This window comes from Candidatus Palauibacter irciniicola (assembly GCF_965208695.1).
Classification (GTDB): Bacteria; Gemmatimonadota; Gemmatimonadetes; order Palauibacterales; family Palauibacteraceae; genus Palauibacter; species Palauibacter irciniicola.
In genome coordinates this window covers 2,700,118-2,726,050 of record NZ_OZ242352.1, presented here as the reverse complement: position 1 = coordinate 2,726,050, position 25,933 = coordinate 2,700,118, and the positions used below count along the sequence as shown (strand labels likewise).

Sequence of the window (25,933 nt, the reverse complement as noted above, 5' to 3'; positions counted from 1 at the left end):
GAGAGATGATCGCGTATGTCGATAGAACAGGAAGGCCTGGCCGAACTCCGCAACCACGTGGAGGAGCTTCGGAACAAGGCCCGGGAACGCGGGATCGACGTGAGCGCCGAGCTGGGGCCGCTGGAGGCTCAGCTCGCCGCCGCGCACGATGAGGCCATGGCCCGGCTCTCGCGTTTCGACCGCGTAAAGCTCGCCCGCAACCAGGACCGTCCCTTCTCGCTCGACTACATCCGCGGGATCGGCACGGACTTCTTCGAGTTGCGGGGCGACCGCGTCTTCCGCGACGACCCCGCCATCGTCGGCGGCTGGCTCAAGCTCGACGGCCGTTCGGTCATGGTCATCGGGCACCAGAAGGGCCGGGAGATGAAGGAGAACCTGCGCCGCAACTTCGGTTCTCCCCATCCCGAGGGGTATCGCAAGGCGAAGCGCCTGCTGCGGCTGGCCGAGAAGTTCGGCCGCCCCGTCATCACCTTCATCGACACGCAGGGGGCGTATCCGGGGATCGGCGCCGAGGAGCGGGGCCAGGCGGAGGCGATCGCCCGCAACCTCGCCGTGATGGCGGGCCTGCGCGTCCCCATCGTGAGCTGCGTCATCGGCGAGGGCGGCTCGGGCGGCGCCCTGGGGATCGGCGTGGCGGACCGCGTCCTCATGATGGAGAACGCGATCTACTCCGTGATCTCGCCCGAAGGGTGCGCCGCGATCCTGTGGCGGAGCCGCGAGCACTCGGACAAGGCGGCGGAAGCGCTCAAGCTCACCGCCAGCGACCTCCAGGACCTGGGCGTGGTCGACCAGGTCATCCCGGAGCCGCGGGGAGGGGCGCACGCGGATCCGGACGCCGCGGTCAAGGCCATGGGCGCCGCCATCCGCCGCCATCTGCGGGAACTCGAGAAGCTCGAGCCGGCCGGCCTGGTCGAGTCGCGGCGGGACAAGTACTACGCCATCGGCGCCTGGGAGGAGAGGTGAGCGAGGGCCGGCGGCCGCGCCCGGTACGGCCGCGCCCCCCCCGTCCCGCGCGCCCCGCCGGCGAGTCCGGCAACGGCGCGGCGGCCCCGAATCCGGCGTCCGTCCCGAGTCCGGCCGCGCCCCCGAGTCCGGCGGCGGGCCCGGATCGCGTGGCGTCGCCGGGTCCGGCCGCGGGCGCCCCGAGCCAGGTCCTCGAGGTCCGGTTCAAGGGCCTGCGCTCCGACTTCTTCGCCTTCAGCGGCGTCCCCCCGCTGACGGAGCGGGAGTACGTCGTCGTGGAGGCCGACCGCGGACAGGACATCGGCTGGGTGAAGCGCGCGGCCGCGGCCCGGGACCTGGCGTGCGAGGGAGGCTGCGACGCCACGGGCGAGCGCGCCGTCCCGCTCCCCTCCCGCCGCGTGATCCGCCGCGCCGCGCCGGCCGACGTCCTGCGGCTTCAGCAGCTGCGCGACCAGGAACTCGAAGTCCGCCGGCGCACGCGCGAACTCGCCGTGAAGCACCGGCTGCGGATGAAGGTGAGCGAGGCGGAGTGGCAGTGGGACCGCAACAAGCTCACGGTCTACTTCACCGCGGAGAAGCGGGTCGACTTTCGCGCCCTCGTGCGGGACATGGCCCGCTCGTTCCGGACCCGGATCGACCTGCGGCAGATCGGGGTCCGCGACGAGGCGCGCCGTCTCGGGGGGCTGGGCCGCTGCCGCCGCGAACTCTGCTGCCGCTCGTGGCTCACGTCCATCGAACCCGTCACGCTGCAGCTCGCCAAGGACCAGGGCCTCTCCCTCAATCCGAGCCAGATCTCGGGCGCCTGCGGCCGCCTCATGAACTGCCTCCGCTACGAGCACGCCGTGTACACGCAGGCCAAGAAGCGCTTCCCGCCCGTGGGCCGGACGATCCGGACCGCCAACGGCCGCGAGAACGTGAAGTCGTGGGACCTGTTCGAGGAGACCGTGTCGCTCGAGGCGGGGGACGGCGAGGTCCGCACGATCCCGCTCGCCCAGTTGAAGGACGAGAGGCGCGCCGCCCGCCGCGCCGAGCTGGACCGCGGCTAGCAGCCCCGCGACGAAACCCCGACACGGACTGCCAGTGTCTCGATTCTATCTCACGACGGCGATCGACTACTCGAACGGCGACCCGCACCTGGGGCACGCCATCGAGAAGATCGGCGCCGACGCGATCGCCCGGTACCGGCGCGCCTGCGGGGACGACGTCCATTTCCTCATCGGGATGGACGAGCACGGGCAGAAGGTCCAGCAGGAGGCGGAGAAGCAGGGAGCGGAGCCCGCGGAATGGGTCGACCGCATCGCCGAGGCCTTCCTCGACGTCTGGCGGCGCCTGGGCCTCTCCAACGACGACTTCATCCGTACCTCGGAACCGCGCCACCACCGCGGCGTGACCGCGCTCATGGAGCGGATCGCCGGGAACGGGGACTTCCGCCGCGCGAAGTACGAGGGCCACTACTGCGCCGGGTGCGAAGCCTTCAAGAAGGACGATGAACTGGCGGACGGGCGCTGCCCGCTCCACCCCGGGCGCGAGATCGAGTGGACGGAGGAGGACAACTGGTTCTTCCGGCTCTCCGACTACCGCGACACGCTCCTCGAACGCCTGCGGAACGACCCGGATTCCGTGCGGCCCGCGACGCGGCGCAACGAGATCACGCGGCTCCTGGAGTCCGGCCTCGACGACATCTCGGCCTCCCGCTCCAGGATCCGCTGGGGCGTCCCCTTCCCGGGGGACGAGGGGCACACGGTCTACGTGTGGTTCGACGCGCTCTCGAACTACATCACGGCCATCGGCTATCCCGACGGCGAGGCGTTCGGGAAGTTCTGGCCCGCCGACCTCCACATCATCGGCAAGGACATCACCCGCTTCCACTGCGTGTACTGGCCGGCCATGCTGCTGGCCGCGGGCGTGGAGCCGGCGAAGAGCGTGTGGGGCCACGGCTTCATCAAGATCGGCGGGGCCAAGCTCTCGAAGTCGGCGGGAACGGAACTCGGGCTCGTCGAACTCATCGAACGGCACGGGCCGGACGCGCTGCGCTACTTCCTGCTGCGGGAGGTGCCCTGGGACGGCGACCGCGACTACCCGTCGACGGAGGCCTTCATCGAGCAGTTCGACCGCCGCTACACGACGGACCTCGCGAACGACCTCGGCAACCTCCTGAACCGCGTGGTGTCGATGGTGGCCCGGTACCGCGGAGGGGACGTGCCGCCGCCGCAAGGCGGAGCACTCGCGGAAGGAGCACTCGCGGAAAAAGCGGCCCTCGCCCTCGGGGAATACCGCGCGGCCATGGAGGGCTATCTGCTCCACCGGGGCCTGGCGGCGGCGTTCGACGTCGTGCGCGCGGCGAACGGGTTCGTGGACGAGACGAAGCCGTGGGCGCTGGCGAAGGCGGAGCGCGAGGACGGCGCGGACGCGGACGCGCTCGACGGGGTGTTGTCTCAGCTCATCGGAGCGCTCGGCGCGGTGGCGGCGATGCTCGCCCCCTTCACTCCTGCCAAGGCCGCCGAACTCTGGGGCACCCTGGGGGGCGACGGATCGCCGCCGACCTTCGAGCGTCTCGAACCGTCCGTGGCCGGGCTCCGGGCCGTGCGCCCCGGCGGCGTGCTCTTCCCGCGCCCCTGATCGCCGGCCCGCCGCCGCACGCCGCGCCGCCGGACGCCGCGCCGCCGCCCGGAAAACGTTGACACTGGTTGCCGCCCGCGACTAACTTTATCGACCGATGTTGCGGCTGCGGGCGGGCGGTTCCCGTCGCGCGGCGACCGGCCGGGCAGCTTGACCGGCCTTTTTTTCGCCCCTCTTACGGCTGGACGACTTGAGACAATCTTCGTACTGGACGATACAGATATTGCCCGGGAGTGGCGGGCGGGCGCGCAGCTATCGCGTTGAGAAGCGCCGCGCGAAAGCTGTCGGCATCGCCGCCGCCGTGCTCCTGATGATGGCCTCCGCGTTCGTCGCCACCGTGTTGGGGCGCCAGGACGCGGCGGAGCAGCTCGCGCGCTACCGGGCCGAGAACCGGCAGCTGATCACCAGCCTGCAGGCCATGGAGCGCCGCAGCGGGGAGTTCAGCCGGGCGCTCGACGATCTCTCCGCGCGGGAACAGAGATTCCGGCTCGTCGCCGGCCTTCCCCTGCTCGATCCCGATGTCTACTCGGTCGGAGTCGGCGGGCCCGGCGGCGTCTCCCCGGCGAACGACGCGTTCTTCGAGGTCGCCCCGGACCTGGCGCGGGAGGCCGAAGATGTGGTGGTCGACATCGAGCAGTTGCTGCGGCGCGCGGACCTGCTTGGAAGCAGCCTCACCGAGGCGGCGGATTCCGTCGGGACGCATCGGGAGCGGTATCAGCGCATTCCCTCGATCTGGCCGGTCGTTTCGGACGACTCCTGGATCTCCTCGGGCTTCAGCTATAACCGGCTGCATCCGGTGCTCGGGCTCCGGCGTCCGCATACCGCCGTCGACATTTCGGCCGACTTCGGCACGCCCGTGATCGCGGCGGGCGCGGGACGGGTCACGTTCGCCGGCTCGAAGGCCGGATACGGCCGTGTCGTCGAAATCGACCACGGCGATGGCTACCAGAGCCTCTACGCTCACCTGGGCCGGATCGCGGTCCGCGTGGGCGCCCCGGTGCGGCGCGGCGATACCCTCGGGGAGGTCGGCGTCTCCGGGACGGCAACGGGTCCGAATCTCCACTACGAGATCCTGGTCGACGGCCGCGCGGTGAACCCGGTCGGCTACTTCCTGGACGGCTACCGCCGCTAGCAGGAGCTTCTTAGATTCCGCCCACTTATCCGGACACCCCAACTGGAGTTCGATTGATGTCGAAGTTGCGTGTCGCGACCCCGCTTCTGGCGATCCTCCCGTTGCTGGCCGCCTGTGGCGGCCGAATCACCGTGCACGTCGTGGCCGACGAGGCCGCGGCCGAAGCCGTGAACGACCTGGAAGTTCAGTTTATTCCATTTGACCGCGACTCCCTGTTCGCGGTCATCGTCGGGCAGGCCGCGACGCCGGAGCCGACGATCCCGGCGGATCTCGAAGAGGCCTCCCGGACCGAACAGGAGTACCGCGACCGCTGGAGCACGGCCGAGTCGAGCTGGAACAACGTCCGCGATTCCATGCGGTCGATCACCGCGCAACTCGACAACCTCGACGACCGCAGCGTGGAATACCGGCGTCTGTTCGACCAGTTCGGCGATCTCGAGGATCGCGAAGGGGCCCTGAACCGCCAGCGACAGGCGGCGTTCGACGAGTTCAGCGAACTGCAGCAGGCCAACCAGCAGCGCGTCGACTCGATCTGCATCGTCATCGATTCCTGGGAGGAAGCGGCCTTCGTGGGGTACGGCGACATAGAGGACGATCTCCTCATGGCGCTGGGACAAGAGGTGATGGCGGACACCACGGACGCCGATGGCGTCGCGTGGGCGTCGGCCCCCGGCGGGCCCTGGTGGGTCCACGCGCGGGTGAACACCGCGGCCGGCGAACTCTACTGGAACGTGATGGTCGACGGGGCTTCGGAGGACACGCTGCGGCTGGTGCCGGGCAACGCCGAACTGCGACAGGGTGTGCGTCAGCGCTGCTAGGGCCGGGACAAGCCCCTGGCTGACGCGTAGCTGGGGAACGCATGGTCGATAAGCCGACGACGCTCAGGCTCGAGATCGACGCGGACAAGATCGCCTGGCTGATCTTCGACGCCCCCGGCTCCCGGGTGAACCTCCTCAACTCCCGGGTGATGCGGCACCTGGACCGCCATCTCGCCGAACTCGAGTCCCGGATCGCCACCGGACATCCCATCGCGGTCGTCATCTGGAGCGCGAAACCGGACACGTTCATCGCCGGCGCCGACGTCAACGAGATCGCCGAGATCGAGGACGCGGAGGACGGGAGCCGGAAGAGCGCCATGGGGCAGCGGATCTTCAACCGGCTCGCACGGCTCGGGATCCCGAAGGTCGCCGCGATCCGCGGCACCTGTCTGGGCGGAGGCACGGAACTCGCGCTGGCATGCGACTGGCGCCTGGCTTCGGACGTCCCCGCCACCGAGATCGGCCTGCCCGAGATCAAGCTCGGGTTGATTCCCGGGTTCGGGGGCTCGGTGCGGCTGCCCCGCCTCATCGGGATTCAGCGGGCGCTCTCGACGATCCTCACGGGGCGGAGCCTCTCCGCCTCGCACGCGTATCGATACGGTCTCGTCGACCAGGTCTTCGAGGACACGGGCTTCCAGCACTCCGTGGCGCAGGTGGCCCTGGATGCCGTGCTCGGGCGGGTCGAGCGGGTGCTGCCGCACGAGACGGCGAAAGACCGCTTCCTGGAAAACACCCGGCTGGGACGCCGCCTGCTGTTTCGGGGCGCCCGCAAGCGCGTGCGCAGCGCCTCCGGGACGCGATACCCCGCGGCCCTCAAGGCGATCGACGTCATCGAGGAAACGCTGGACCTGCCGATCGACGAGGCGCTCGCCATCGAGGCGGAGGCGCTCGGGGAAGTGGCCACGACGGGCGTGAGCCGAAACCTCGTGCGGCTGTTCCGGGGAGGGCGGGCCGCGAACAAGGCGTTCGCCCCGGAGATCGCGGCACAACAGCGGGAGGTGAAAAAGGTCGCCGTCCTCGGGGCCGGCGTGATGGGCGGCGGGATCGCCGAACTCGCCGCCGCGCACGACATCTCGGTTATCCTCAAGGACATCGATCGGCATGCGCTCGATACGGGCCTGCGCCACGCGAACGAACTGCTCCGGAAGGCGGGCAAGCGGGGGATCATCGCGCCGGAGGAGGTGGGGCTGAAGTTCGCGCTCATCCACGGGACGCTCGACTACGACCGGTTCGGCGATGTCGATGTCGTCATCGAAGCCGTCGTCGAACGGCTCCACGTGAAGCAGCAGGTTCTTCGGGATGTGGAGCCGGAGCTTCCCGCGCACGCCGTCTTCGCGACGAACACGTCCTCGCTGTCGGTGACGGAGTTGAGCAAGGCCGCCGCCCGGCCGGACCGGGTCGTGGGCCTGCACTTCTTCAATCCCGTGCACCGGATGCCCCTCGTGGAGATCATCCGCGGGGAGTTGTCCTCGGAGGCGGCGCTCGCCACGGCGGTCCGGCTCGCGCGGCGGCTCGGGAAGACGCCCGTGCTCGTCGCGGACCGGCCGGGGTTCATCGTCAACCGGCTCCTCGCGCCGTACCTGAACGAGGTCGGCTTCCTGCTGGAGGATGGAGCGGACGTGGTCGGTATCGACCGGACGCTGAAGGAGTTCGGGCTGCCGATGGGGCCCTGCCGACTGCTCGACGAGGTCGGTTTCGACATCGCGGCGCACGTCGCGAAGGAGATGGCGCGGGCATTCGGCGACCGCATGCGCCCCTCCGCGGCCCTGGAAACGCTCACGGGGCTGGGCCGGCTGGGGAAGAAGAACGACCGCGGTTTCTACACGTATTCCGACCGCGAGGAGCGCGTGGACCGGGAGGTGAGCCGCGCCTTCGGCTCGGGCGGCGGCGGCGTGCGACCCGAGGAGATCATCGACCGCTGCCTGCTGATCTCGGTGAACGAAGCCATGTACGCGCTGGAGGAAGGCGTGGTGGCGGGGCCGGGGGACGTCGATCTCGCCATGGTGCTGGGCACCGGGTTTCCGCCGTTCCGCGGCGGACCGCTCGCGTGGGCGGAGTCTCGCGGAGTGGGGTCCGTGCGCGACCGTCTTCTCGAACTGCGGGAGCGGCACGGGGACCGCTTCGCTCCGGCGCCGGGGCTGGAAAGGCTCGCCGACACGAACGGATCGTTCACGTCCGACGCCGTGTGGCGGAACTCGGGATCTCCGTCGGACATGTAGGTGGGTTTCGACCTCCTGGGGGCACGGCGCCGCGCGTTGCGGGCCGCGCGCCGGATTCCGGACGATGCGCCGCGCGTAGACGTGGAAGTGCGTCGCGGGAGCCACGTGCAGCGCTTCCGCCAGGAGTTGCTCGCGGACGGCCCGGGGTGGAAGGTCACGCTTCAGGTCCTCGACGGGGACTTCACGCCGGTGAGGATCGACGAGGCCACGACCCTCCGGGCCGGCTCCCTCCTCATGTGGTTCCTCCGTCCGGGGCAGCCCTTCGAGGTCGGCGCCTTCTACCACGGCCGCGGCGCCTTCCAGGGCTACTACATCAACCTCATCCGCCCTCCGCGACTGCAGTCCTCGCCCTGGGTCATCGAGGACCTCTACCTCGACGTGTGGCTGCCGGAGGGGGGCGACGGCGTGCTGCTGGACGAGGACGAACTGGACGCCGCCGTGGCCCGCGACGAGTTGTCGGCGGCGGAGGCCGACGAGGTGCGCAGGATCGGCGCGCGGCTGCTGGCCCGATCGCGGCGCCCCGGGCGCCCGCGGTGGTTGCCCCGCGGCGTCGGGAGGTCGCCCGCGGAATCCGTGCCGGCGCTCCGCCTGCGCCGCGACGCGCCGGGAACCTTCCACGCGGCGCGGATCTCGGGTCGGATCATCGCCTTCGGGCTCTACCTGATGGCCGCGGTCTCCGCGACGTCCGCCGGGTTCGCCGCGTTCACGGACGCGTTCCTGGTCGCGGGTCCGGCACAGGACGCCTGGAGGCTGACCCTGCTGGGCGAGGCGCTGCTCCTGGCCCCGCTCGCCCTCGGGGGCTGGCTGCCCGCGACCCGCTGGCCGCAGCCGCCCCTGACCGACGAGCGCTCCCTCTTCATCGCGACGCTCGCCTCGGGGCTCGCGGTGCTGGCGCTCAGCGAGCGCACGGAATGGGCCGGAGCCCTGCTCCCCGTGTACGCGACGCTGGGCCTCTTCTCGCTGGTCTTCGCCGTCTGCCGGTGGCGGTTCGACCGGAAGGTGCCGGTGTTCGCGCTCGCGGGCGTGGCCATGACGCTCGTCGCGCTCGCCATCCTGGTCGCGACGTGACGGCGCGTGCTCGCCCGACACCGGCGCCCCGCGCTCGCCCGACACCGGCGCCCCGCGCATCCCGTATGAGGAACGCATGAACGATCGATCCAAACGAAGGGTCCGGTTCCTGGCCGCGTTCGTCGGCCTCTTTGCGGTCGTGTGGTTCCTGTGGGACACGCCCTTCGTGTATCCCGTGAAGCTCTTCGTCGTCCTGCTGCACGAGATCAGCCACGGGCTGGCGACGCTGGCGACGGGGGGACAGATCCTCGCCATCGAGGTGACGCCGCGCGAAGGAGGACTGTGCCGGTGTCCCGGCGGGAACGCCTTCCTGAGCCTGTCCGCCGGGTATCTCGGAAGCCTGCTGTGGGGCGGGCTGATGATCTGGAGCGCGGAGCGCTTCCCGACGCTCAGTTCGTGGTTCTCCGGGGTCCTCGCCGCGACCGTCGGAGGCATGACGCTGCTCTTCGCGCAGCAGTCCTTTGCGGTCGCGTTCGGACTTGCCTTCTCCGCGGCGCTGCTCGCGGTGGCCTGGCGGGCGAGCGCCGCGGTGAACCGCGTCCTGCTCACGGCGCTCGGCCTCACGAGTTGCCTCTACGCGGTGCTGGACATCAAGAGCGACATCCTCGACCGGCCGGAGTTGCGGTCGGACGCCCGGATGCTGGCCGAACTCACCGGCATCCCCACGCTGGTCTGGGGCGGGTTGTGGATCGCCGTCGCGCTGCTGTTCTGCTTCGTCCTCTTCCGCTGGGCCTGGCGCCGCGCGTAGCCCCTGCTAGCTGCCCGGGTCGCGCTGGGTCCATTCGAGCGGTTCGAACGCGCCGATGGGCCACGGGAAGACGACGGGACTCTCGTACCCGTCCTCGGACACGCTGGCCACGCCGAACAGGTAGTTGTCGATGACGATGTTCTCGAGCGTGTGCTCCGTCACGTCGCCCGCGAACACGCTCCACTGCCACTGCGGCGCATCGGTGAGCCGCCAGTAGACGCGGTATCCCGCCAGGTTCGGAGCGTGGTCGGCGGGGACGGGGTCCCACCTGAGCGTCGTGGACGGCCGGACGGCGCCCTGGATCGCGACGTTCCGCGGCGGCGCGGGAGCCCAGGCCATGGCGGCGAGCGAGATCGCGTTGACCGCCGTCAGCTTCGCGGCGAAGTCGAACTCGACTTCATCGATCACGTCGCCGTACTCGACGCCGTCTTCCACCCGGATGTCCTGGTGCTGGCGCCGGTAGTCCTCGTTCGCCTCCATGATGCGGACGGCGGGGAAGCCGGCGTCGTTGAACGGCCGGTGGTGCCCGCCGCGTCCGAACCGGTCCAGCCGGTACACCATCATCATGTCGAGATTCGGGACGTAGCCGTCGACGAGACGGTCGACGAAACGGGCCAGGTTCCGCGACGGGGAGTCCACCTCGCCCCCGGTGACGCGCCTCCGGCCGGCGACCTGCTCGGTCTCGTCCGCCCGCGTGCCCTCCGCGAAGATGCGCGCGATGGTGTTGTCCGAGACGCCGTTCTGGCCCTGGATGTTGCCGATCATGTCGTTGTTCAGCACCGCCTGGAGGCGCCAGCCCTCGTTGAGCGCGACCTCGGCCATGTGCCGCCCGCCGAACAACCCCTGCTCCTCGCCGGACAGCCCGGCGTAGATGATCGACCCGTTGAACTCGTACTGCGTGAGGACGCGCGCGGCCTCCAGGACGCCGGCCATCCCGGACGCGTTGTCGTTCGCGCCGGGCGCGTCGGTGACGCCGTCGAGGGCGCCCGTAGCGCGCGAGTCGATATCGCCCGACATCACGACGTAGCGGCCCGGGTCCGTCGTCCCGCGCTGGATCGCGAGCACGTTGACGATGGCCGTCTCCTCCGGGATGCGCGCCGCGCCCATGACCATGGACGTCTGGTACGAGACCTCCAGGCACCCGCCGCAGGCCGCGGAGATCGCGTCGAACTCGGCCTTGATCCAGCGCCGGGCGGCCCCGATGCCGCGCGTGTCGGACAGCGTGTCGGACAGCGTGTGACGGGTGCCGAAGCCCGCGAGCCGGCGGATGTCGGCCTCCACGCGCGCGGCCGAGACGGACGCCACGATGTCGTGCAGCGCCTGGAGTTCCGCCGCGGGTTGCCGGGCTTCCTGGCCGCGCAGCGGGCGGGCCGCGAGGGGGATCGCCACGGCGGCGGCGAGGACGACGATCATGACGGGCTTCACGCTGGGCGCTGCGGACCTTCGAAGCACGGGTCACTCCGGGGATGAAGTCGTATCGGTGTCGGGCCGAGTCGTCGGGCCGAGCCGGTGCCCGACCGATATCTTATCGAACCGCTGGCCCCCGGACAGCGGGCCGGTTAGCGTCGCGTGTCTCTCCGCGCCGTCCGGCGGATCTCGTTACCATTCCGAGCCCACTCCGAACCACTCCGAACGGTCGACCCGTGAATCGAACCGAACGTACAGGACAGCGAGTCTCGAATCTCTTCGGCATGACCCTGCGCCAGGCGCCGGGGGAAGTCGAGATCGAGTCTCACAGCCTCCTCCTGAGGGCCGGCTACGTCCGCCAGATCGCGGCGGGCATCTTCTCCTACCTGCCTCTCGCGTGGCGCTCGCTGAGGAAGATCGAGCAGATCCTGCGCGAGGAGATGGACCGGATCGACGGGCAGGAGCTGTCGATGCCCGTCGTGCACCCGGCGGAGCTGTGGCAGGCGACCGGCCGCTGGTACGACATCGACGCGACCATGGCGCGGTTCGTCGACCGGCGCGAGCGCGACCTGCTCCTGGCGATGACGCACGAGGAGGTGGTGGCCTTCCACGCGGCGTCCGAGATCCAGTCCTACCGGCAGCTCCCGGCCATGGTCTATCACATGCAGACCAAGTTCCGGGACGAACTCCGCTCCCGCGGCGGCCTCATTCGCGTGCGCGAGTTCATCATGAAGGACTCCTACTCGCTCGATCGGGACCCGGAGGGGCTCGCGAAGCAGTACGACCGGCACTACGAGGCGTACGAGCGCATCGGGCGCCGCTGCGCCCTGCCGCTCACGGCCGTGCGGAGCGATACGGGCATGATGGGCGGCAAGATCGCCCACGAGTTCATGTACGTGACGCCGATCGGCGAAGACAGCCTGGCGCTCTGCGACGCCTGCGGCTACGCGGCGAACCGGGAGGTCGCCGAGTTCACGCTCGAACCCCGGGAAGGGGAGATGTCGCCGCCGGAGCGCGTCCACACGCCCGGCACGTCGACGATCGAGGAAGTGACGGGGCTGCTCGGGATCTCCGCGCCGGAGACCGGGAAGATGGTCTTCTACATGGGCAGCTTCGCGGGGGAGGAGGGGGCGCGCGAAGAGAAGCTGATCGCGGCGATCGTGCGCGGCGACCTCGAGGCGAACCCGATCCAGGTCCAGAACCTCGCGGGCGCGCTCGAGCTTCGCCCGGCGCACGAGGAGGAGATCGCCGCGGCCGGCATGGTGCCGGGGTTCGCCTCGCCGGTGGGCGTGGAGCCCGGCGCCGCGATCTTCGTCGTCGACCGCTGGGTCGTGGAATCGCCGAACCTGGTGCTAGGGGCGAACGAGACGGACTACCACCTCCGCAACGTCTGCTGCGGCCGCGACTACGAGCCCACGGTGGTCGGATCCGTCGCCCTCGCCTTCGAGGGCGCGCCGTGCGGGCGCTGCGGCGAGGGGCTGCGCATGGCGCGCGGCGTGGAGGTGGGGAACATCTTCCAGCTCGGCACCCGCTATTCCGAGGGGCTGGAGGCGACGTACACGGACGAGGACGGGGCCGAGCGCCCGATCTGGATGGGGTCGTACGGGATCGGGACGGGGCGCCTCCTCGCCTGCGTGGCCGAGGAACACCGGGACGACTACGGCCTCAAGCTGCCGATTTCCGTCGCTCCGTATCACGTCTCGCTCGTCTCGCTCGCGCGCGAGGAGGAGACGTGGGCGACCGCGGACCGGGTGTTCGAGGAGCTGTGCGCCGCCGGGATCGAGGTGATCTACGACGACCGGCGGGACCTCCGCGCCGGCGTGAAGTTCAACGACGCCGACCTGCGCGGCCTCCCGCTGCGCCTCGTCATCGGCGAGCGCTCGCTGGAGGCGGGGGGCGCCGAACTCAGCCACCGGGGCGTCCGCGAGAGCCGCATCATCCCGCTCGACGACCTCGTGGCCGAACTCCGCCAGGAAATCGACACCCTCATGTCACGGCTCGCCCTAGACGACTGACGCCCCGATGTCCCGGGCGCGACGGACGCGGCCGGCAGGGCTGTGGCCGGCCGCCGCGCCTCGCTCAGCCTCCGAAGCGCGCCCGCCAGCCGATGAACCAGCTGCGCGGGGCCGCCACGCGAATGAACCCGTTCGCATCGTGCGACATTTCCGCGGTCGTGTCGAAGATGTTCTGTATACCCAACTCATACGTCAGCCAGTCCACGAAGAGCCGCGTTGGCTGCGTGCGCAGGTCCACGAGGAAGGAGCCCGCGATCTCTCCCGTGTTCAGGTCGTTGTCGAAGCGGCTTCCGAGATACCGGCCCGTGACGTAGATGCCTCCATACCCCACCCGCAGGATGGCCCGGTGGGCGGGGCTCCCCTGGACCTCGTTCCCGATCAGGTCCGGGCGACCCGGGGCCTCGGTGACCTCGGTGGGGTTGAACTGGTGGCTGACGGCAAGGAGCCAGCCTCCGGACGGCCGCAACTCGATCTCCGTCTCGAGTCCGACGCTGCGCAGCGTGCCCACGTTGTCGCGTCGGCGGCACACGCCTCCGGCGGCCACGAAGCCGCAGGGCTGGATGACGCCGGACGTCTCGGCCTCCTGGATGGTGACATCGGTGATCGCGTCGCTCACGCGGGCCCAGAACGCCGTGAGCCGGATGAGAACGGTGGGGTCCGGCTGCAGGTCGAGACCCACCTCCGCGCCCAGGACCTGCTCCGGGTTCAGCGCCTCGTTCGATTCGTTGACGACGTTCCCGGCCGCGCGGAACGGCTTGTAGAGTTCGTTCAGCGTCGGGACGCGCAGGCCGCTGTAGAAGCTCCCGCGCAGCGTCGCCGCGTCGGACGCATCGAGCAGGACGCCGAGGTTGTGACTCAGCTTGCTGCCGCTTCGATCCTCGAACGCGTTGTCCGTGAGCACGTCCCCGCCGATGACGGCGACGCGGCGCATGCCCGCGGCGTTGCGCCAGCGGTCGAACCTCAGGCCGCCGTACAACTGCCACCGGTCGCCCAGGCGAATCCGGTCCTGGATGAAGAAGCCGTACAACGTCTGGTCGCCGCCGGTCTCCCGCCGTCGCGTGAACGCGCCGTCTCTGAACAGGTACTGCTCCGAGGCCTCGCCGGTCGCGCTCAGGATGTCGGTCCCGAGCGTGAGGTTGTGGCTGCCGAGTCCGGGCTTCTGCCACACCAGGTTCGCGCCGATCCCGGACGAGGGGACGTCCTGGCTGATCGACGGCTGCTCGCTGTCCCGGGCCGCGTCGACGCTCGAGAACGAGTTCACGTAGGACTGTGACTGCATGTAGGTGTTGAACGCGAGCGTGGAGCCGTCCTCGCCCAGGAGGGTGGCTCCGATCTGGCCGAAGCCGGCTTCCGTCGTGTTGTTGCGGAGCGGCGTCGCGTTGTCCTTGTCCTGGTCGAAGTAGTTCCCCTGGGCGTGGATGCGCAGCCGCTCGCCGGCCTCGATCTCGACCTTGGCGCGGAGGGTGGCGTGGGTCGAAGCGGAGGGGATGTCCACCGCCCCCCGCAGGCTGGGTTCCGTCAGGATGTAGCCGTCGCTGTCCAGGAACTCGCCCGCGACGTAGCCCCCCGCACGGTCGCCCCCGAAGGACGCAACGGCGTCGCCGCGGAGTGCGAAGTCCTCCGGGCGCAGGCCGGCCGTAAAGCCGCCGGCCCGGGGAGAGCGCGTGATCACGTGGACGACGCCCGCGAGGCTCTGGCTGCCCCAGCTCACGGTGGCGCCGCCGCGCACGATCTCGATGCGCTCGATGACCTCCACGGGGACCTGGCTCCAGCGCACCCAGCCGAAGTACGGGTCGTTCAGCGGCACGCCATCGACGAGCACGAGCGTGCGGCTGGCGGCCGTGCCTCCCAGGCCGCGCAGCGTGACGGCCTGCCAGGAGGGGTGGGCGACTCCTGCCTGGAACGGGAAGCGGAAGTTGAGTCCGGGCACCTCCTGAAGAACGTCCTGGAGCGTCTGCGCGGCGGAGAGACGCAGTTCCTCGCGCGTGACCGTCGTCACGTTGACCGGGATCTCTCCGACCGAAGTCGGGGCGCGCAGCGCCGAGACGATCAACTCGCCCAGCGCAATCACGCTGTCCGCGGGCACCGGATCCTGCGCTTCGAGCGCCGCTGCCGGCCACAGCCCCCAGAGGGCAAGCAGGAGAAACCCGCGGCGAGTACGACGGAGCGCTGGAAGCACCGCTTCACGTAGCGTCATTGAGACTCTCCTCGAGGAGTTCCCTCACGATGGCCGGGTCCGCGCGTCCGTGCGTCGCGCGCATCACCTGACCCACAAAAAAACCGGCGAGGCCGGTGTGGCCGGCGGCATAGCGCGCCACCTCGGCCGGGTGAGCGGCCACGACGCCCTGTACGACCTCGCGAATCTGCTCCGCATCGCCGATCCGGCCCAGCCCCTCGCGCCGAACGATCTCCCGGGGGCTTCCACCGTCTTCCACCAGCCGCGCCAACAGCGACTTCGCCACCGCCCGCGAGATCGAGCGCTCGAGGACGAGTTCCACAAGCTCGGCCAGCGCCTCCGGCTCGAGGGCGCCCGCGTCGCCTTCGCTGCCCCCGGCGCCGCGGACCTCATGCACGAGCCAGGTCGCGACGGCGGCCGGATCCACTCCGCCGCGGATCGCGCGCTCATAATAGCGCACCGACTCGGTGGAACCACTGAGCAGGTCGGCGAGTTCGTCCGGCAGCCCCAGCGGATCCCGAAAGCGGTCGAAGGCCGCCTGGAGCGCGGGGTCGGCGCGCCTCGCCGCATCGCGGGCTTCCCGCGCCGAGTCGATTCCGGGAACGGCCGGCCCGGACGACTCGTCCGCCGCCCGGGCCCGCGTCTCCGGGGAGTCGGCGTCGCGGGCGGCGTCCGACTTCGCGCGGCGGCTCCAGGCGTCGCGGAGCGTCACCGTCCGGTTGAAGACGAGCGGCCCGCCGTCCGGAGCTTCGCCGCCCCCGTCCGCCTCCGCCGTCCCGGCTCGTGTGGCCCGGTCCGGGACGAAGTAGCCCAGCCGCTCGAACTGATAGGCGGTCTCGGGCGGATCTTCGGCCAGGCTCGGCTCGCCGCGCGCGTCGGTCAGAACCTCCAGCGAGTCCGGGTTGAGGCTCTCCCGGAGGCCTTCGGCGTCCCCGGCCGGATCGGAGACGCGGAACAGACGGTCGTAGAGGCGGACGTCCATCGGCACCGACTCCGTGGCGGACACCCAGTGGATGGTGCCGGCCGGCGTACGCCCGTCGGGCGCCGATCCGCTGCGCGTCTCCGGATCGTACGTACAGCGCAGGCGCACGACCCTGCCGGCGTCGTCCTTCTCCACGCCGCGGCAGGTGATGAAATAGCCGTGCCGCAGGCGCACCTCGCGCCCGGGGGCGAGCCGGCGGAAGCCCGGGGCCGGCTCCTCCGCGAAATCATCCCGCTCGATGTAAAGGACCCGCGTGAACGGGACCTTCCGCGTTTCGGGCCACCCTTCCGGCGGGGCATCGGCGCCGCGCGGAAAGTACGGGGCGTCGATCCAGTCCACCTCGCCTTCCGGGCAGTTCTCGACGACGACCTCGAGCGGACGCAGCACCGCGAGCACGCGCGGCGCCCGCTGGTTCAGCGCCTCCCGCACGGCCCATTCGAGCGTGGCGATCTCGACCCGGTTGTCGGCTTTTCCGATCCCGACCTGCCGGCAGAAGGCGCGAATCGCATCCGGCGGGATGCCGCGGCGCCGGAAGCCGGCCAGCGTGGGCATGCGCGGATCGTCCCAGCCCGAGACATGTCCGTCCTCCACGAGAAGGAGGAGTTTCCGCTTGCTCACGATCGTGTAGTCCAGGTTGCGGCGCGCGAACTCGTACTGGCGGGGCCGCGGATCCCACGAGCCGAGCGCCTCTCCGCCGCCGCCCTCCGCTTCCGGCACGCGGTCGATGCGGGCGGAAGAGGGACGCGTGTGCTCGATGAACCAGTCGTAGAGCGCGCGGTTGTCCTGGAACTCGAGCGTGCAGAAGGAGTGCGTGATCCCCTCGATGGCGTCGGACTGGCCGTGCGCCCAGTCGTAGAAGGGGTAGATCGGCCACTCATCGCCCGTCCGGTAGTGGTGCGCGTGCCGGATTCGATACATCAGCGGGTCGCGCAGCTTCATGTTCGACGCGGCGAGGTCGATCCGCGCGCGGAGCACGTGCTTTCCATCGTCGAACTCCCCGGCGCGCATGCGCCGGAAGAGATCCAGGTTCTCCTCGGTCGAGCGATCCCGATACGGGCTGGGCCGGCTGGGCTCGCGCACCGACCCGCGGTGGGCGCGGATCTCCTCCTCGGACAGGCTGTCGACGTAGGCGAAGCCATCCTCGATCATCCGCAGCGCCATCCGGTAGAGCGCCCCGAAGTAGTCCGACGCGTAGCGGATCTCGCCGTCCCACTCGAACCCCAGCCAGCGGATGTCCCGCGCGATCGCCTCGACGTAGGACGGGTCCTCGGTCGTCGGGTTCGTGTCGTCCATGCGCAGCGTCGTGCGGCCGCCGTACTCCCGCGCCACCTCGAAGTCGAGGCAGATGGCGGAAGCGTGGCCCACGTGGAGGAAGCCGTTGGGTTCGGGCGGAAAGCGCGTGAGCACGCGCCCCCCGTGCCGCCCGCTCAGGACATCTTCGGCGACGATCTGACGGATGAAATCCAGACGCTCTCGTTGTGGCATGGGCGGAAACTAAAAAAAAAGGCCGGGTCCCGGTACGGACCCGGCCCGACGGGCGGCGTCGCGAGCGATGCGGCTCCGTTCAGGACCTCTTGTGGGCGGCGAAATCCCCCGTGGCGGGGGCCGCCGCGACGGGAGTCTCCGGACATGTTGCGGTTGCCGGCATTTCCGGCGGCCCGGCCGCCTGCGCGCCCTGCACGGACCCGCTGTGCGTGCCCAGAATCAACCCAACCGCCATCACCAGCCAGGCCAGAGAGCCCGTGGTCGCCCATTTCGACAACCTGTCCATTCGATCTGTCCCTTCCCCGGAATCGGCGATTGCGATCTGTACCTCGTGGTACGGGAAAAATGAGAGAAAGTTTCTCCCGGCTCCTGAACGTTCGACTCCGGAATCGAGGAAATGGTTGGCAGGCGCCCCGTCGTTTGGCGATTCGTTTGGCGATCGGTTCGCGATCGGTTCGCGATGCGCCGGAAGGTCACGACGGTCTCGTGAGGCGGGCGAGATAGACCCCGTCCCCGCCCTCGAACGCCACCTCCAACCGCCAGCCGGCCCTCGCGGCGTGGCGCGCGAGCGTTTCGAGATCGACGTACAACTCGCGAAAGGGGCGGCCGACGCGGCCCGCGTGCGAAAGCTCGATCCAGGCCTGACCGGGATACGCGCCGGCGGGTGGCCAGCCCGCCGTCGGCGAGGGTCCGCGAATGACGGCTTCCGCGCCGTCGACCAGAATCTGTCCGCCCGGCGACAGGAACCGGGGGGCGTGCGCGAGGAAGCGGTCGAGGCCCGCCAGCGTTCCCACCGGCCCCAGCCCGTTCATGAGCATGAGGACCGTGTCGAATCCCGGTTTCCACCAATGGCGGAAGTCGGCGTGGACGACCGACGCCGCCCCGCGCGCCCGCAGCAGGCGAGCGATGTCGGCGGAGCCTTCCACCGCGACGACGGGGGATCCCTGCGCCTCGAGCGCGAGCGTGTGCGGTCCGGCCCCGGCTCCGAGATCGAGCACCCGGCCGCGGCACAACTCGACGGCATGGCGCTCGAAGTCCATCCACTGATCCGGGGTCCGGAAGAAGAACCCGGCCGGCAGCGATGCATCTTCCCCGAGACTGCTGCGCAGCCGAAGTCCGGGATCGGATTCCCCCGCCGCGAACGCCGTCAGCGCGCTTGCGAAGGGGGCGAGCGGCGGGGCGCGCCCGCGATGGAGGCCGGGCTCGAGCGCTACCAGTTCAGCGCCACCTCACGGCCTCGAACACGGTTCGGCAGGCGTTGCAGTAGTACTGGGCCGTCGAGGCCTGCCCTCCGAAGGTCGCGAACGGATCGGAGTCGTCCGAGTCGCAGAAGGGGCAGGGGACGGATGCCGGCATGCCGGACGACTCGACCGGATCGTCGAGCGGCGACCGCTCCGACGGGGCACCGCCTCTCGCGCTGTCGTGCTTCGTGCCATCGTGCTTCGTGCCATCGGACATGGACGTCAGTCCATCAGGAGTTCCCGGTTGCGGTCGCCCCGCACCCGGGCGAGGGAGTCTTCGTCGGGGCCGCCCTCCACCGCCCGTCGACGCGCGAGCCAGTGGTCCTCCCAGACGGGTTCGCGCGTGCTGACCCACTCCGATCCGGCGTCTCGCGCCAGGCCGGTCTCCGCGGCGACCGGGCCCACCCGTTCCAGCCAGCGCGCCCGCGCCCCGGCCGCATCCCGCCGCACGATTCCGTGCGCGGCGAGCGTCCCGCTGAGCGGGTCGTCGTCGGGGCCGAACCCGCGCAGACACGCGTTCCATGCCGCTCCGAAGGCTTCGGCCAGCGCCGCCCGCCCGCCCTCGGCGCTCAGCAGACGGGAGGTCCACCCCTGTCCGTGATCGAAGTGGAACCGCTCTTCCTCGAGCAGCTTGCGCACCTTGTAGTGGATCGGCTCGTAGCGGCTCTCGACCAGCATCTCGAACTGGACCGAAAGGGCGGTGTCCCACAGGAAGTTGAGCGCGAGGAACTCCTCCCACGATGCGACGTCCCGGTCGAGCAGTTCGGAACTGTGGTACTCGTCGGACGACCGTTCGTGCTCGAGCGCGGACGGATCGTGGCCGAAGTCGCGCAGCATCGCATAGAGGATGCGGGCGTGCCCCCACTCATCCTGCGCCATGGCGGAGCAGGCGATGCCGGCCTCGACGGAGGGCGCCCCGAGGATCCAGTCCGAGTAGCGGATGCCGAGCAGCCGCTTGTTGTCCGCGAGGGCGAGGATGAGGTTGGCGAGGTGCCCGGACACTCCCTCCGGAAGGTCCTCCGCCGACCGGAAGCCGCTCTCCGTCATCGCGAATCCGCCGGCGCCCGGCCGCCCGGATCGCCGAGCGTGAACGGGGCCTGCGGCCGGTTCACCGCCGCGAACGCATCGCGCGGGGCGACGGTCATCTCGAACCACTTCGCCTCGTCGTACGTCTGCCACGCGTAGACGCGCGCCAACTGCTCGTTCGGGGCGGACACCGCGCCCACGTGCTCGAAGCGGTCCGCCCTCTTCTTGCGCGCGAACACCTCGTACACCTGTCCGTTCCCGCTCACGTGACGACTCCGACCGAGCGCAGCAGCCTCCGTCCGCGCGCGGAGATGGCGGCCGTCGTCCACGGGGGATCCCACCCGGTCACGATCTCGACCTGCCGGATTTCCTCGAGTTCCAGCAGGCGCTGCCGCACGTCCCATTCGATGAAGTCCATGCAGGGGCAGGCGGTGGCCGTGAAGGTGAGGTGAACGGTGACGGACCCGGCCTCCTCGTCCCCCTCGACGCCGCGCACGAGCCCCAGGTCGACGATCGAAATCGGGAATTCCGGATCCGCGACCTCGTACAGCGCCCGGCGCGCCCGTTCCGCGAGGTCCGCGGCGGGTTCGGCGAACGCGGGAGGGGGCGGCAGTTCCCGTCCGCCCCGCGTCTCGCGGAGCACGGCGCCGAAATCCATGCCGGCCTCGTACCGCGGGAGGTACCGCGGGCGCGCCACGCCGCGAGCCGGGGCGTCGGCGTTCATGCCGCGAGCAGCCGCTCGACCGCGAATCGGCTTCTCCGCAGCGAATCGACGTACTGCTCGTTCATCGGGCCGCGCGCCTTCCAGCGCTCGAACACCTGCTTCCAGGTGATCGTCTCGTTGAAGAGCCAGCGTCGCGCCTCCGGGTCGTACTGGCAGGGAAGCTCGTAGGTCAGCTCCACTTCGTCCGTATCGGCGTCGTACTGCGCCGGAAGGTCGTACCCCAGCTCCTCGCACAGCGGCACGACCGCCTTGAGCCAGGTCCGGCGGAGCTGGTCGTTCGTCATCCCCTTGAGGCGGAAGTCGAGCTGCGCGTTGTGGTGCTTCCGGTCGTCCGGCATCCCGAACCACTCCACGCCCATCGGGAACATCCAGTCGAGCGTTCGCTGCACCGCTTCCTTCGCGGCGCCCCCCGCCTCGGCGAAGCGGCGGATCCAGACCTCGCCGTGCCGCAGGTGGAAGTTCTCCTCCATGCTCACCTTGACGAGGCCGCGCTTGAGCGGCCCGTAGCTCGTGTTGCGGTGTACGTCGCCCAGCAGCGTGATCCCGGCCCGGTCGTAGAGCGCGTTCGCCGACACCAGCTCGGCCCAGTTCATCAGCGGCTGGTCGAAGCCGTAGGGGTGCTTGAAGTGGGCGGGCTCCCGCTCGTAGAGCAGCCAGTGGCGGTCCACGCCGAGATCCTCGAGCAGGCGGTAGGCGATGTTCGCGTGCCCCAGTTCGTCCTGGATGATCGCCGTGGCCGAGACCATCGTGTTCGTGGACGGAGCGTCGCGGGCGGCCATGAAGTAGGCCGGCGCGCTGATCAGTTCCGTGTCGCCCTGGACGGTGAGCTGCGTGATCAGCGCCCGCTTGTAGGTCTCCGTCATGTCCTCTTCGGACTCGACGATGAACCCTTCCTGCACCTTCCGCTGCAGTTCCTCGTCTGTGAAACGTCCCATACCGTCGCGCCTCTCCCGCCCAGGCCGGGTCTTCCACCCGGAGGGCGAACCGTGAATCTACATTGAACTCGCGCCGGGCGGGTCCGGGGCCGAGCCGGGCGCGTCCGGGACCAGCGGCCGTCCGGCGCGGAAACGAATCGCGCCGCCGTTCAGCGCGAGCGTCATCCCGTCGCCCTCGACCCGGAACGCCCGCACGGAACGAAGCGCCTCGAGAAACCGCTGCTCGAAGTCCGCCTCCCGATCCCGGCAGAGCCTTCGCATGGCCGTCACGCCGTAGAAGCGCAGGGCCTCCGCCTCATGCACCCGGAAGCTCCCGAAGATCCGATTGCAGCCCGCGAACCCCGCCAGGTCCCCGGTGACGTCCGCGGCGTCGCGCGGCTGCGCCCGGAACCTGAGCGTCACCGGTTCGCGCAGCGCGCGCACGTTCGCGCTCCAGTCCCCGCTGTCGAACGACTCGAGCACCCATTCGTGCGTGCGCAGCGCGGGCGCGGCCGCCGTCGTCCCGTTCCCGGCACCCGCCTCGGCGCCATCGGCCCGCGCGTCCTCCCCGTCGGCGACATCGATGACGGTGACCGAGGTCAGTCCACGATTCGTGAGCGCGAAGTAGGGGGTCCGGTCGACCGACGGGCGGACCGTGACCGGGTCGCCCGGCCTGCGAATCCGGACGTTCAGCCGGATCATGCCGCTGAGAACCTCCGCCCGGTGGACTTCGATCCGGTCTCCAATGAGGCGCGCGGACACGTCCCGCATCTCATCGCCGTCCCTCAGCACGGCATGCAGGGTCAGGAACCGTTCCCGCCCGTGATCCGCCGCGAGCACGGCGACCGCGTCGATGTCCGAATCGAAATCGAGATCGCCGTCGGCCGTGAGGAGGAGTTCGTACCGCACGTTGTCCGGACCGATCGTCGCTCCCGCCGCGAGCGTGATCTCGCCGCCGTCCAGCGTGAGGTACGTCGCGTTCTCCAACACCTCCCGGCTGTTGACCTCGGGCTCGTCGCCGCACCCGACGGCCGCGCCCGCGGCCACCAGCAGCCAAACGCCCCTCTTCACTCCGCCTCCATGAAGGGATACCGGTAGTCGGTGGGCGGATCGAAGGTCTCCTTGATCGTCCGCGGGGAGACCCAGCGCACGAGGTTCAGCACCGATCCGGCCTTGTCGTTCGTGCCGCTCGCGCGGGCGCCGCCGAAGGGCTGCTGGCCGACCACCGCGCCGGAGGGCTTGTCGTTGATGTAGAAGTTCCCCGCCGCGTTCCGCAGCGCCGCGCCCGCGCTTCGGAGGGCCTCCGGATCGCGCGCGAACACCGCGCCCGTGAGCGCGTACGGCGAGGTCCCGTCGACCAGGGCGAGCGTGGATTCCCAGTCCGACGCGCGGTACGAATGCAGGGTGACGACCGGGCCGAAGATCTCCTCGCACATCAGCCGGTGCCCGGGATCGTCGGCTTCGACCACGGTGGGTTCGATAAAGTAGCCCCGGCTGTCATCGCAGCCGCCGCCGGCGAGGACGCGCGCGTCGCCCGATTCGTGCGCGTAGTCGATGTACGACTTGATGCGGTCGAACGCCGGCCGGTCGATCACGGCGCCGAGGAAGTTGCGGAAGTCCGCCGGGTCGCCCATGCGAAGTTCGCCGGTCATCGCGACGACCCGGTCCCGCACGTCCTCCCACATCGTGTCGGGCACGTACACGCGCGAGGTCGCCGAGCACTTCTGTCCCTGGTACTCGAAGGCGCCCTGCACGATCGCGACCGCGAGCGCCTGCGGGTCCGCGCTCTCGTGCGCGACGATGAAGTCCTTCCCTCCCGTCTCGCCGACGAGTCTCGGATAGGCGCGGTAGTTCTCCACGTTCCGCGCGACGGACTTCCAGAGATGCTGGAAGGTGCCGGTCGAACCGGTGAAGTGGATGCCGCCGAGTTCCGGGCTCGACAGCAGGACATCGCTGATCTCCGAAGCGACGCCCGGGATGAAGTTGATCACGCCCGGCGGGAGCCCCGCCGCTTCGAGGAGCTTCATCACGTACCAGGACCCGAGCACGCCGGTGGTCGAGGGCTTCCAGACCGCGACGTTTCCCATGAGCGCGGGGGATGTCGTCAGGTTGGCCCCGATGGCCGTGAAGTTGAACGGGCTGATCGCGTAGACGAACCCCTCGAGCGGGCGGTGGTCCATGCGGTTTCGCACGCCCGGCCCGGAGACCGGCTGCTCCGCGTGCACGCGCCCCGCGAAGAAGGAGTTGAAGCGCCAGAAATCGACGATCTCGCACGCGGAGTCGATCTCGGCCTGGAACGCCGTCTTGCTCTGCCCGAGCATGGTCGCGGCGTTGAGCTTCATCCTCCAGGGGCCGGCGAGCAGTTCGGCGGCGCGGAGGAGAACCGCGGCGCGGTCCTCCCAGGCCCAGTTCGACCACTCCGCCCAGGCCGCGCGCGAGGCGTCGATGGCGGCCTGCGCCTCGTCGGCCCCGGCGATGTGACAGCGGGCCAGCGCGTGGCCGTGGTCGTGCGGCATCGTCACGTCGAAGGTCTTCGACGTCCGCACCTCGCGTCCGCCGATGATCAGCGGGATTTCGACGACTTCGCCCCGCTGGCGGCGCAACTCCTCCTTGAGGGCGGCCCGTTCGGGACTGCCCGGGGCGTAGTCGTAGACAGGTTCGTTGCCGGGACGTGGAATTCCGGGATCTGCGCCCTGCGGAGCCTCGGCGACAGGTGGTTTCATGAAGGGATCCCCCTGGGTGAATATGTTTCGCGAAGGGAGGCGCAATCTGGCGGCCCGGGAGTGAGATTGAAAGGTGCCCGGTTCACTTCGTATCGTGCAGTGGACGTGCGCCGGATTCGTTTGCTTGCCGATGGGGAAGAGCACGGAAAACATGGCTTTTGTCAGGCACAGGCTCGCAGCCCGGCCGGGCCCGCGACAGGCGGGCCGGCGGCGGTTCGGCGGACTCGTCGAGGCCGTACTCGTCGCGTTCCTCTTCCTGTGTCCGGGTCCGGCCGCCGCCCAGGAAGGCGCGGGTTCGCTGCGGGCCCTCGAAGCTCGCCTCGGCCAGGCCCGCGAGAACGTGGTCTACCTCCTCGCGCCGTCTTCGTTCGAGGACGCCGCGGACCGGCTGGAGGACGCGTCGCGTCGTCTGCGGGACGGCCGGCGGGACGACCGGTTCGAGGAGTTGCTGGACGAAGCCGAACGCTGGCTCGCCCAGGCGGAGCGCATCGCGGCCGCGGGCCGACCGCACTTCGAGGAGGTGCTCGCGGCCCGGGACGAGGCCCGCGCCTCCGAAGCCGTGACGCGGGCGGGCGAAGGATGGGCGAGGGCCGAAGCGGAACTGGAAGCGGCCGGCCGCCGCCTGGAGCGCGAGGACATGGAAGACGTCGCCGTGCGAACGGGCCGCGCGACCGTGCTCTACCGGCGGGCGACCCGGGCCGCGCGGCGCGACGAGTTTCTGGGAGCGGCGGTCCAGGCGCGCGCCGCCGCCATGAACGCGGGGGCGAGCGAGTTGGCCCCGAGCGCGTTCGATGCGGGCGAGGCGCACCTGGCGCGCGCGGAAGCGGCGATCGAGATCCTCGCTCCGGTGGAGGGGCCGGCGCGGTCCGGAGAAGCCGCGTTCGCCGCTTTCTCCCGCGCGCACCGCATTGCCGCTCTGTTCGACAGCGTGCGCCGGCGCCAGGTGACGGTCGAACGATTGCTCGACGGACATGAGGCGGACCTGGCACGCCTTGCGGAAGCCGCGGACGTGGAGCCCCTCCGGAGCGATGCCGGCGAAACGACCGCGCGCATCGAGGGGGCCATCTCCCGGCTCCGGGCGGACAACGAGCGGCTGGGCGCCGAGTTGGCGGACGAACGCGCGCGGACGTCGGAACTCGGCAGCCGGCTGGCCTCGCTGGAGGACCGCCTGGCCGAGTTCGAACGGCGGTTCACGGGAGCCCGGGACGAGTTGCTCGCGGTCCGCGAGCGGGAGGCGCGGCTGCGCGAAGTCCAGGGCCTCTTCACGCCGTCGGAAGGGGAAGTCCTGCTCACGGGAGACCGGCTCGTCCTGCGGCTGTTCGGCCTCACCTTCGAACCCGCGCGGGCCGAGATCGACGAGGCGCTGTACCCCCTGCTCACCAAGGTGCAGCGCGTCATCACGACCTTTCCGGGGGCGACCCTGCGGATCGAGGGGCACACCGACGCGCAGGGCGGGACGCGCGGGAATCAGGCGCTGAGTCAGCGGCGGGCCATCGCCGTGCGCGAGCATCTGCTCGCCCGGGTGCCCATCCCGTCCTCGCGGGTCGAAGCCGCCGGCCTCGGCGAGGAGCGCCCGATCGCGAGCAACGAGACGGAGGAGGGACGCGCCCGGAACCGCCGGATCGAGATCGTCCTCACCCTGCCCGGCAACTGACGCGAGCCGCGGCGGGGCG

At 70.4% G+C, this 25,933-nt stretch carries 21 protein-coding genes; 10 read left to right on the top strand and 11 right to left on the bottom strand.

The window, feature by feature from the left end; all coding sequences use genetic code 11:
- The first annotated feature begins 15 nt into the window (after positions 1-15).
- From ACOGI9_RS11825 to ACOGI9_RS11790, 8 genes are all read left to right on the top strand, one after another.
- Positions 16-963 carry an acetyl-CoA carboxylase carboxyltransferase subunit alpha gene (locus ACOGI9_RS11825; RefSeq protein ID WP_419857320.1) on the top strand — a complete coding sequence of 316 codons (948 nt, stop codon included), beginning with the start codon at positions 16-18 and terminating at the stop codon, positions 961-963.
- On the top strand, positions 960-2,009 hold the full coding sequence (locus ACOGI9_RS11820; RefSeq protein ID WP_419857319.1) for a PSP1 domain-containing protein: 1,050 nt from the start codon (positions 960-962) through the stop codon (positions 2,007-2,009). The genes ACOGI9_RS11825 and ACOGI9_RS11820 overlap by 4 nt, the downstream gene beginning before the upstream one ends.
- A 34-nt stretch (positions 2,010-2,043) precedes the next feature.
- Positions 2,044-3,582: a methionine--tRNA ligase gene (metG, locus tag ACOGI9_RS11815; protein ID WP_419857318.1), complete on the top strand. Its 1,539-nt coding sequence runs from the start codon at positions 2,044-2,046 to the stop codon at positions 3,580-3,582.
- A gap of 310 nt (positions 3,583-3,892) precedes the next feature.
- A complete protein-coding gene (locus ACOGI9_RS11810) occupies positions 3,893-4,714 on the top strand; it encodes a M23 family metallopeptidase (RefSeq protein ID WP_419859289.1) in 822 nt (273 codons plus the stop codon).
- 56 nt (positions 4,715-4,770) lie between these two features.
- On the top strand, positions 4,771-5,532 hold the full coding sequence (locus tag ACOGI9_RS11805) for a hypothetical protein (protein ID WP_419857317.1): 762 nt from the start codon (positions 4,771-4,773) through the stop codon (positions 5,530-5,532).
- 41 nt (positions 5,533-5,573) lie between these two features.
- Positions 5,574-7,751, top strand: a complete 2,178-nt coding sequence (locus tag ACOGI9_RS11800; RefSeq protein WP_419857316.1) for a 3-hydroxyacyl-CoA dehydrogenase NAD-binding domain-containing protein — start codon at positions 5,574-5,576, stop codon at positions 7,749-7,751.
- Positions 7,752-8,819 carry a DUF402 domain-containing protein gene (locus tag ACOGI9_RS11795; RefSeq protein WP_419857315.1) on the top strand — a complete coding sequence of 356 codons (1,068 nt, stop codon included), beginning with the start codon at positions 7,752-7,754 and terminating at the stop codon, positions 8,817-8,819.
- A 76-nt stretch (positions 8,820-8,895) separates the two neighbouring features.
- Positions 8,896-9,567, top strand: a complete 672-nt coding sequence (locus tag ACOGI9_RS11790) for a M50 family metallopeptidase (protein ID WP_419857314.1) — start codon at positions 8,896-8,898, stop codon at positions 9,565-9,567.
- A gap of 6 nt (positions 9,568-9,573) precedes the next feature.
- On the opposite strand, the gene ACOGI9_RS11785 is transcribed toward ACOGI9_RS11790, so the two are convergent.
- Positions 9,574-10,980 carry a M28 family metallopeptidase gene (locus ACOGI9_RS11785; protein WP_419859288.1) on the bottom strand — a complete coding sequence of 469 codons (1,407 nt, stop codon included), beginning with the start codon at positions 10,978-10,980 and terminating at the stop codon, positions 9,574-9,576.
- A gap of 230 nt (positions 10,981-11,210) precedes the next feature.
- On the opposite strand from ACOGI9_RS11785, the gene ACOGI9_RS11780 reads away from it, so the two are divergent.
- Entirely contained in the window at positions 11,211-12,989 is a 1,779-nt protein-coding gene (locus ACOGI9_RS11780) for a proline--tRNA ligase (protein ID WP_419857313.1), read from the top strand.
- Positions 12,990-13,053: 64 nt separating this feature from the next.
- Here the strand turns inward: ACOGI9_RS11780 and ACOGI9_RS11775 are convergent, their stop codons facing one another.
- The 10 genes from ACOGI9_RS11775 to pruA form a co-directional block, all read right to left on the bottom strand.
- Positions 13,054-15,186, bottom strand: a complete 2,133-nt coding sequence (locus ACOGI9_RS11775; protein ID WP_419857312.1) for a TonB-dependent receptor plug domain-containing protein — start codon at positions 15,184-15,186, stop codon at positions 13,054-13,056.
- On the bottom strand, positions 15,173-17,632 hold the full coding sequence (locus ACOGI9_RS11770) for a glutamine--tRNA ligase/YqeY domain fusion protein (protein WP_419857311.1): 2,460 nt from the start codon (positions 17,630-17,632) through the stop codon (positions 15,173-15,175). The genes ACOGI9_RS11775 and ACOGI9_RS11770 overlap by 14 nt, the downstream gene beginning before the upstream one ends.
- A gap of 473 nt (positions 17,633-18,105) precedes the next feature.
- On the bottom strand, positions 18,106-18,672 hold the full coding sequence (locus ACOGI9_RS11765; protein WP_419857310.1) for a class I SAM-dependent methyltransferase: 567 nt from the start codon (positions 18,670-18,672) through the stop codon (positions 18,106-18,108).
- Between the two features lie 178 nt (positions 18,673-18,850).
- The gene (locus ACOGI9_RS11760) at positions 18,851-19,090 is read right to left on the bottom strand and encodes a hypothetical protein (RefSeq protein WP_419857309.1); all 240 of its coding nucleotides are present in this window, start codon (positions 19,088-19,090) and stop codon (positions 18,851-18,853) included.
- 5 nt (positions 19,091-19,095) lie between these two features.
- Positions 19,096-19,920 (bottom strand): Phenylacetic acid catabolic protein, encoded by an 825-nt coding sequence (locus tag ACOGI9_RS11755; RefSeq protein WP_419857308.1) that lies wholly within the window; start codon positions 19,918-19,920, stop codon positions 19,096-19,098.
- Positions 19,917-20,165, bottom strand: a complete 249-nt coding sequence (locus tag ACOGI9_RS11750) for a hypothetical protein (RefSeq protein ID WP_419857307.1) — start codon at positions 20,163-20,165, stop codon at positions 19,917-19,919. The genes ACOGI9_RS11755 and ACOGI9_RS11750 overlap by 4 nt, the downstream gene beginning before the upstream one ends.
- The gene (locus ACOGI9_RS11745; RefSeq protein ID WP_419857306.1) at positions 20,162-20,623 is read right to left on the bottom strand and encodes a metal-sulfur cluster assembly factor; all 462 of its coding nucleotides are present in this window, start codon (positions 20,621-20,623) and stop codon (positions 20,162-20,164) included. The genes ACOGI9_RS11750 and ACOGI9_RS11745 overlap by 4 nt, the downstream gene beginning before the upstream one ends.
- A complete protein-coding gene (locus ACOGI9_RS11740; protein ID WP_419857305.1) occupies positions 20,620-21,558 on the bottom strand; it encodes a Phenylacetic acid catabolic protein in 939 nt (312 codons plus the stop codon). The genes ACOGI9_RS11745 and ACOGI9_RS11740 overlap by 4 nt, the downstream gene beginning before the upstream one ends.
- A gap of 57 nt (positions 21,559-21,615) precedes the next feature.
- A complete protein-coding gene (locus tag ACOGI9_RS11735) occupies positions 21,616-22,608 on the bottom strand; it encodes an META domain-containing protein (RefSeq protein WP_419857304.1) in 993 nt (330 codons plus the stop codon).
- Positions 22,605-24,260 (bottom strand): L-glutamate gamma-semialdehyde dehydrogenase, encoded by a 1,656-nt coding sequence (gene pruA, locus ACOGI9_RS11730; protein WP_419857303.1) that lies wholly within the window; start codon positions 24,258-24,260, stop codon positions 22,605-22,607. The genes ACOGI9_RS11735 and pruA overlap by 4 nt, the downstream gene beginning before the upstream one ends.
- Before the next feature lie 151 nt (positions 24,261-24,411).
- Between pruA and ACOGI9_RS11725 the strand changes: the two genes are divergently transcribed.
- Entirely contained in the window at positions 24,412-25,914 is a 1,503-nt protein-coding gene (locus ACOGI9_RS11725) for an OmpA family protein (protein WP_419857302.1), read from the top strand.
- The last annotated feature ends 19 nt before the right edge of the window (positions 25,915-25,933 follow it).

What these genes read in the sequence shown, in the direction of transcription:
- ACOGI9_RS11745 (WP_419857306.1), bottom strand. Translation starts at nt 20,623, where the DNA reads ATGAACGCCGACGCCCCGGCTCGCGGCGTGGCGCGCCCGCGGTACCTC.
- ACOGI9_RS11725 (WP_419857302.1), top strand. Translation starts at nt 24,412, where the DNA reads ATGGCTTTTGTCAGGCACAGGCTCGCAGCCCGGCCGGGCCCGCGACAG.
- ACOGI9_RS11765 (WP_419857310.1), bottom strand. Translation starts at nt 18,672, where the DNA reads ATGGACTTCGAGCGCCATGCCGTCGAGTTGTGCCGCGGCCGGGTGCTC.
- ACOGI9_RS11805 (WP_419857317.1), top strand. Translation starts at nt 4,771, where the DNA reads ATGTCGAAGTTGCGTGTCGCGACCCCGCTTCTGGCGATCCTCCCGTTG.
- ACOGI9_RS11810 (WP_419859289.1), top strand. Translation starts at nt 3,893, where the DNA reads ATGATGGCCTCCGCGTTCGTCGCCACCGTGTTGGGGCGCCAGGACGCG.
- ACOGI9_RS11770 (WP_419857311.1), bottom strand. Translation starts at nt 17,632, where the DNA reads ATGCCACAACGAGAGCGTCTGGATTTCATCCGTCAGATCGTCGCCGAA.
- ACOGI9_RS11790 (WP_419857314.1), top strand. Translation starts at nt 8,896, where the DNA reads ATGAACGATCGATCCAAACGAAGGGTCCGGTTCCTGGCCGCGTTCGTC.
- ACOGI9_RS11760 (WP_419857309.1), bottom strand. Translation starts at nt 19,090, where the DNA reads ATGTCCGATGGCACGAAGCACGATGGCACGAAGCACGACAGCGCGAGA.
- pruA (WP_419857303.1), bottom strand. Translation starts at nt 24,260, where the DNA reads ATGAAACCACCTGTCGCCGAGGCTCCGCAGGGCGCAGATCCCGGAATT.
- ACOGI9_RS11775 (WP_419857312.1), bottom strand. Translation starts at nt 15,186, where the DNA reads ATGACGCTACGTGAAGCGGTGCTTCCAGCGCTCCGTCGTACTCGCCGC.
- ACOGI9_RS11785 (WP_419859288.1), bottom strand. Translation starts at nt 10,980, where the DNA reads ATGATCGTCGTCCTCGCCGCCGCCGTGGCGATCCCCCTCGCGGCCCGC.
- ACOGI9_RS11740 (WP_419857305.1), bottom strand. Translation starts at nt 21,558, where the DNA reads ATGGGACGTTTCACAGACGAGGAACTGCAGCGGAAGGTGCAGGAAGGG.
- ACOGI9_RS11800 (WP_419857316.1), top strand. Translation starts at nt 5,574, where the DNA reads ATGGTCGATAAGCCGACGACGCTCAGGCTCGAGATCGACGCGGACAAG.
- ACOGI9_RS11755 (WP_419857308.1), bottom strand. Translation starts at nt 19,920, where the DNA reads ATGACGGAGAGCGGCTTCCGGTCGGCGGAGGACCTTCCGGAGGGAGTG.
- ACOGI9_RS11825 (WP_419857320.1), top strand. Translation starts at nt 16, where the DNA reads ATGTCGATAGAACAGGAAGGCCTGGCCGAACTCCGCAACCACGTGGAG.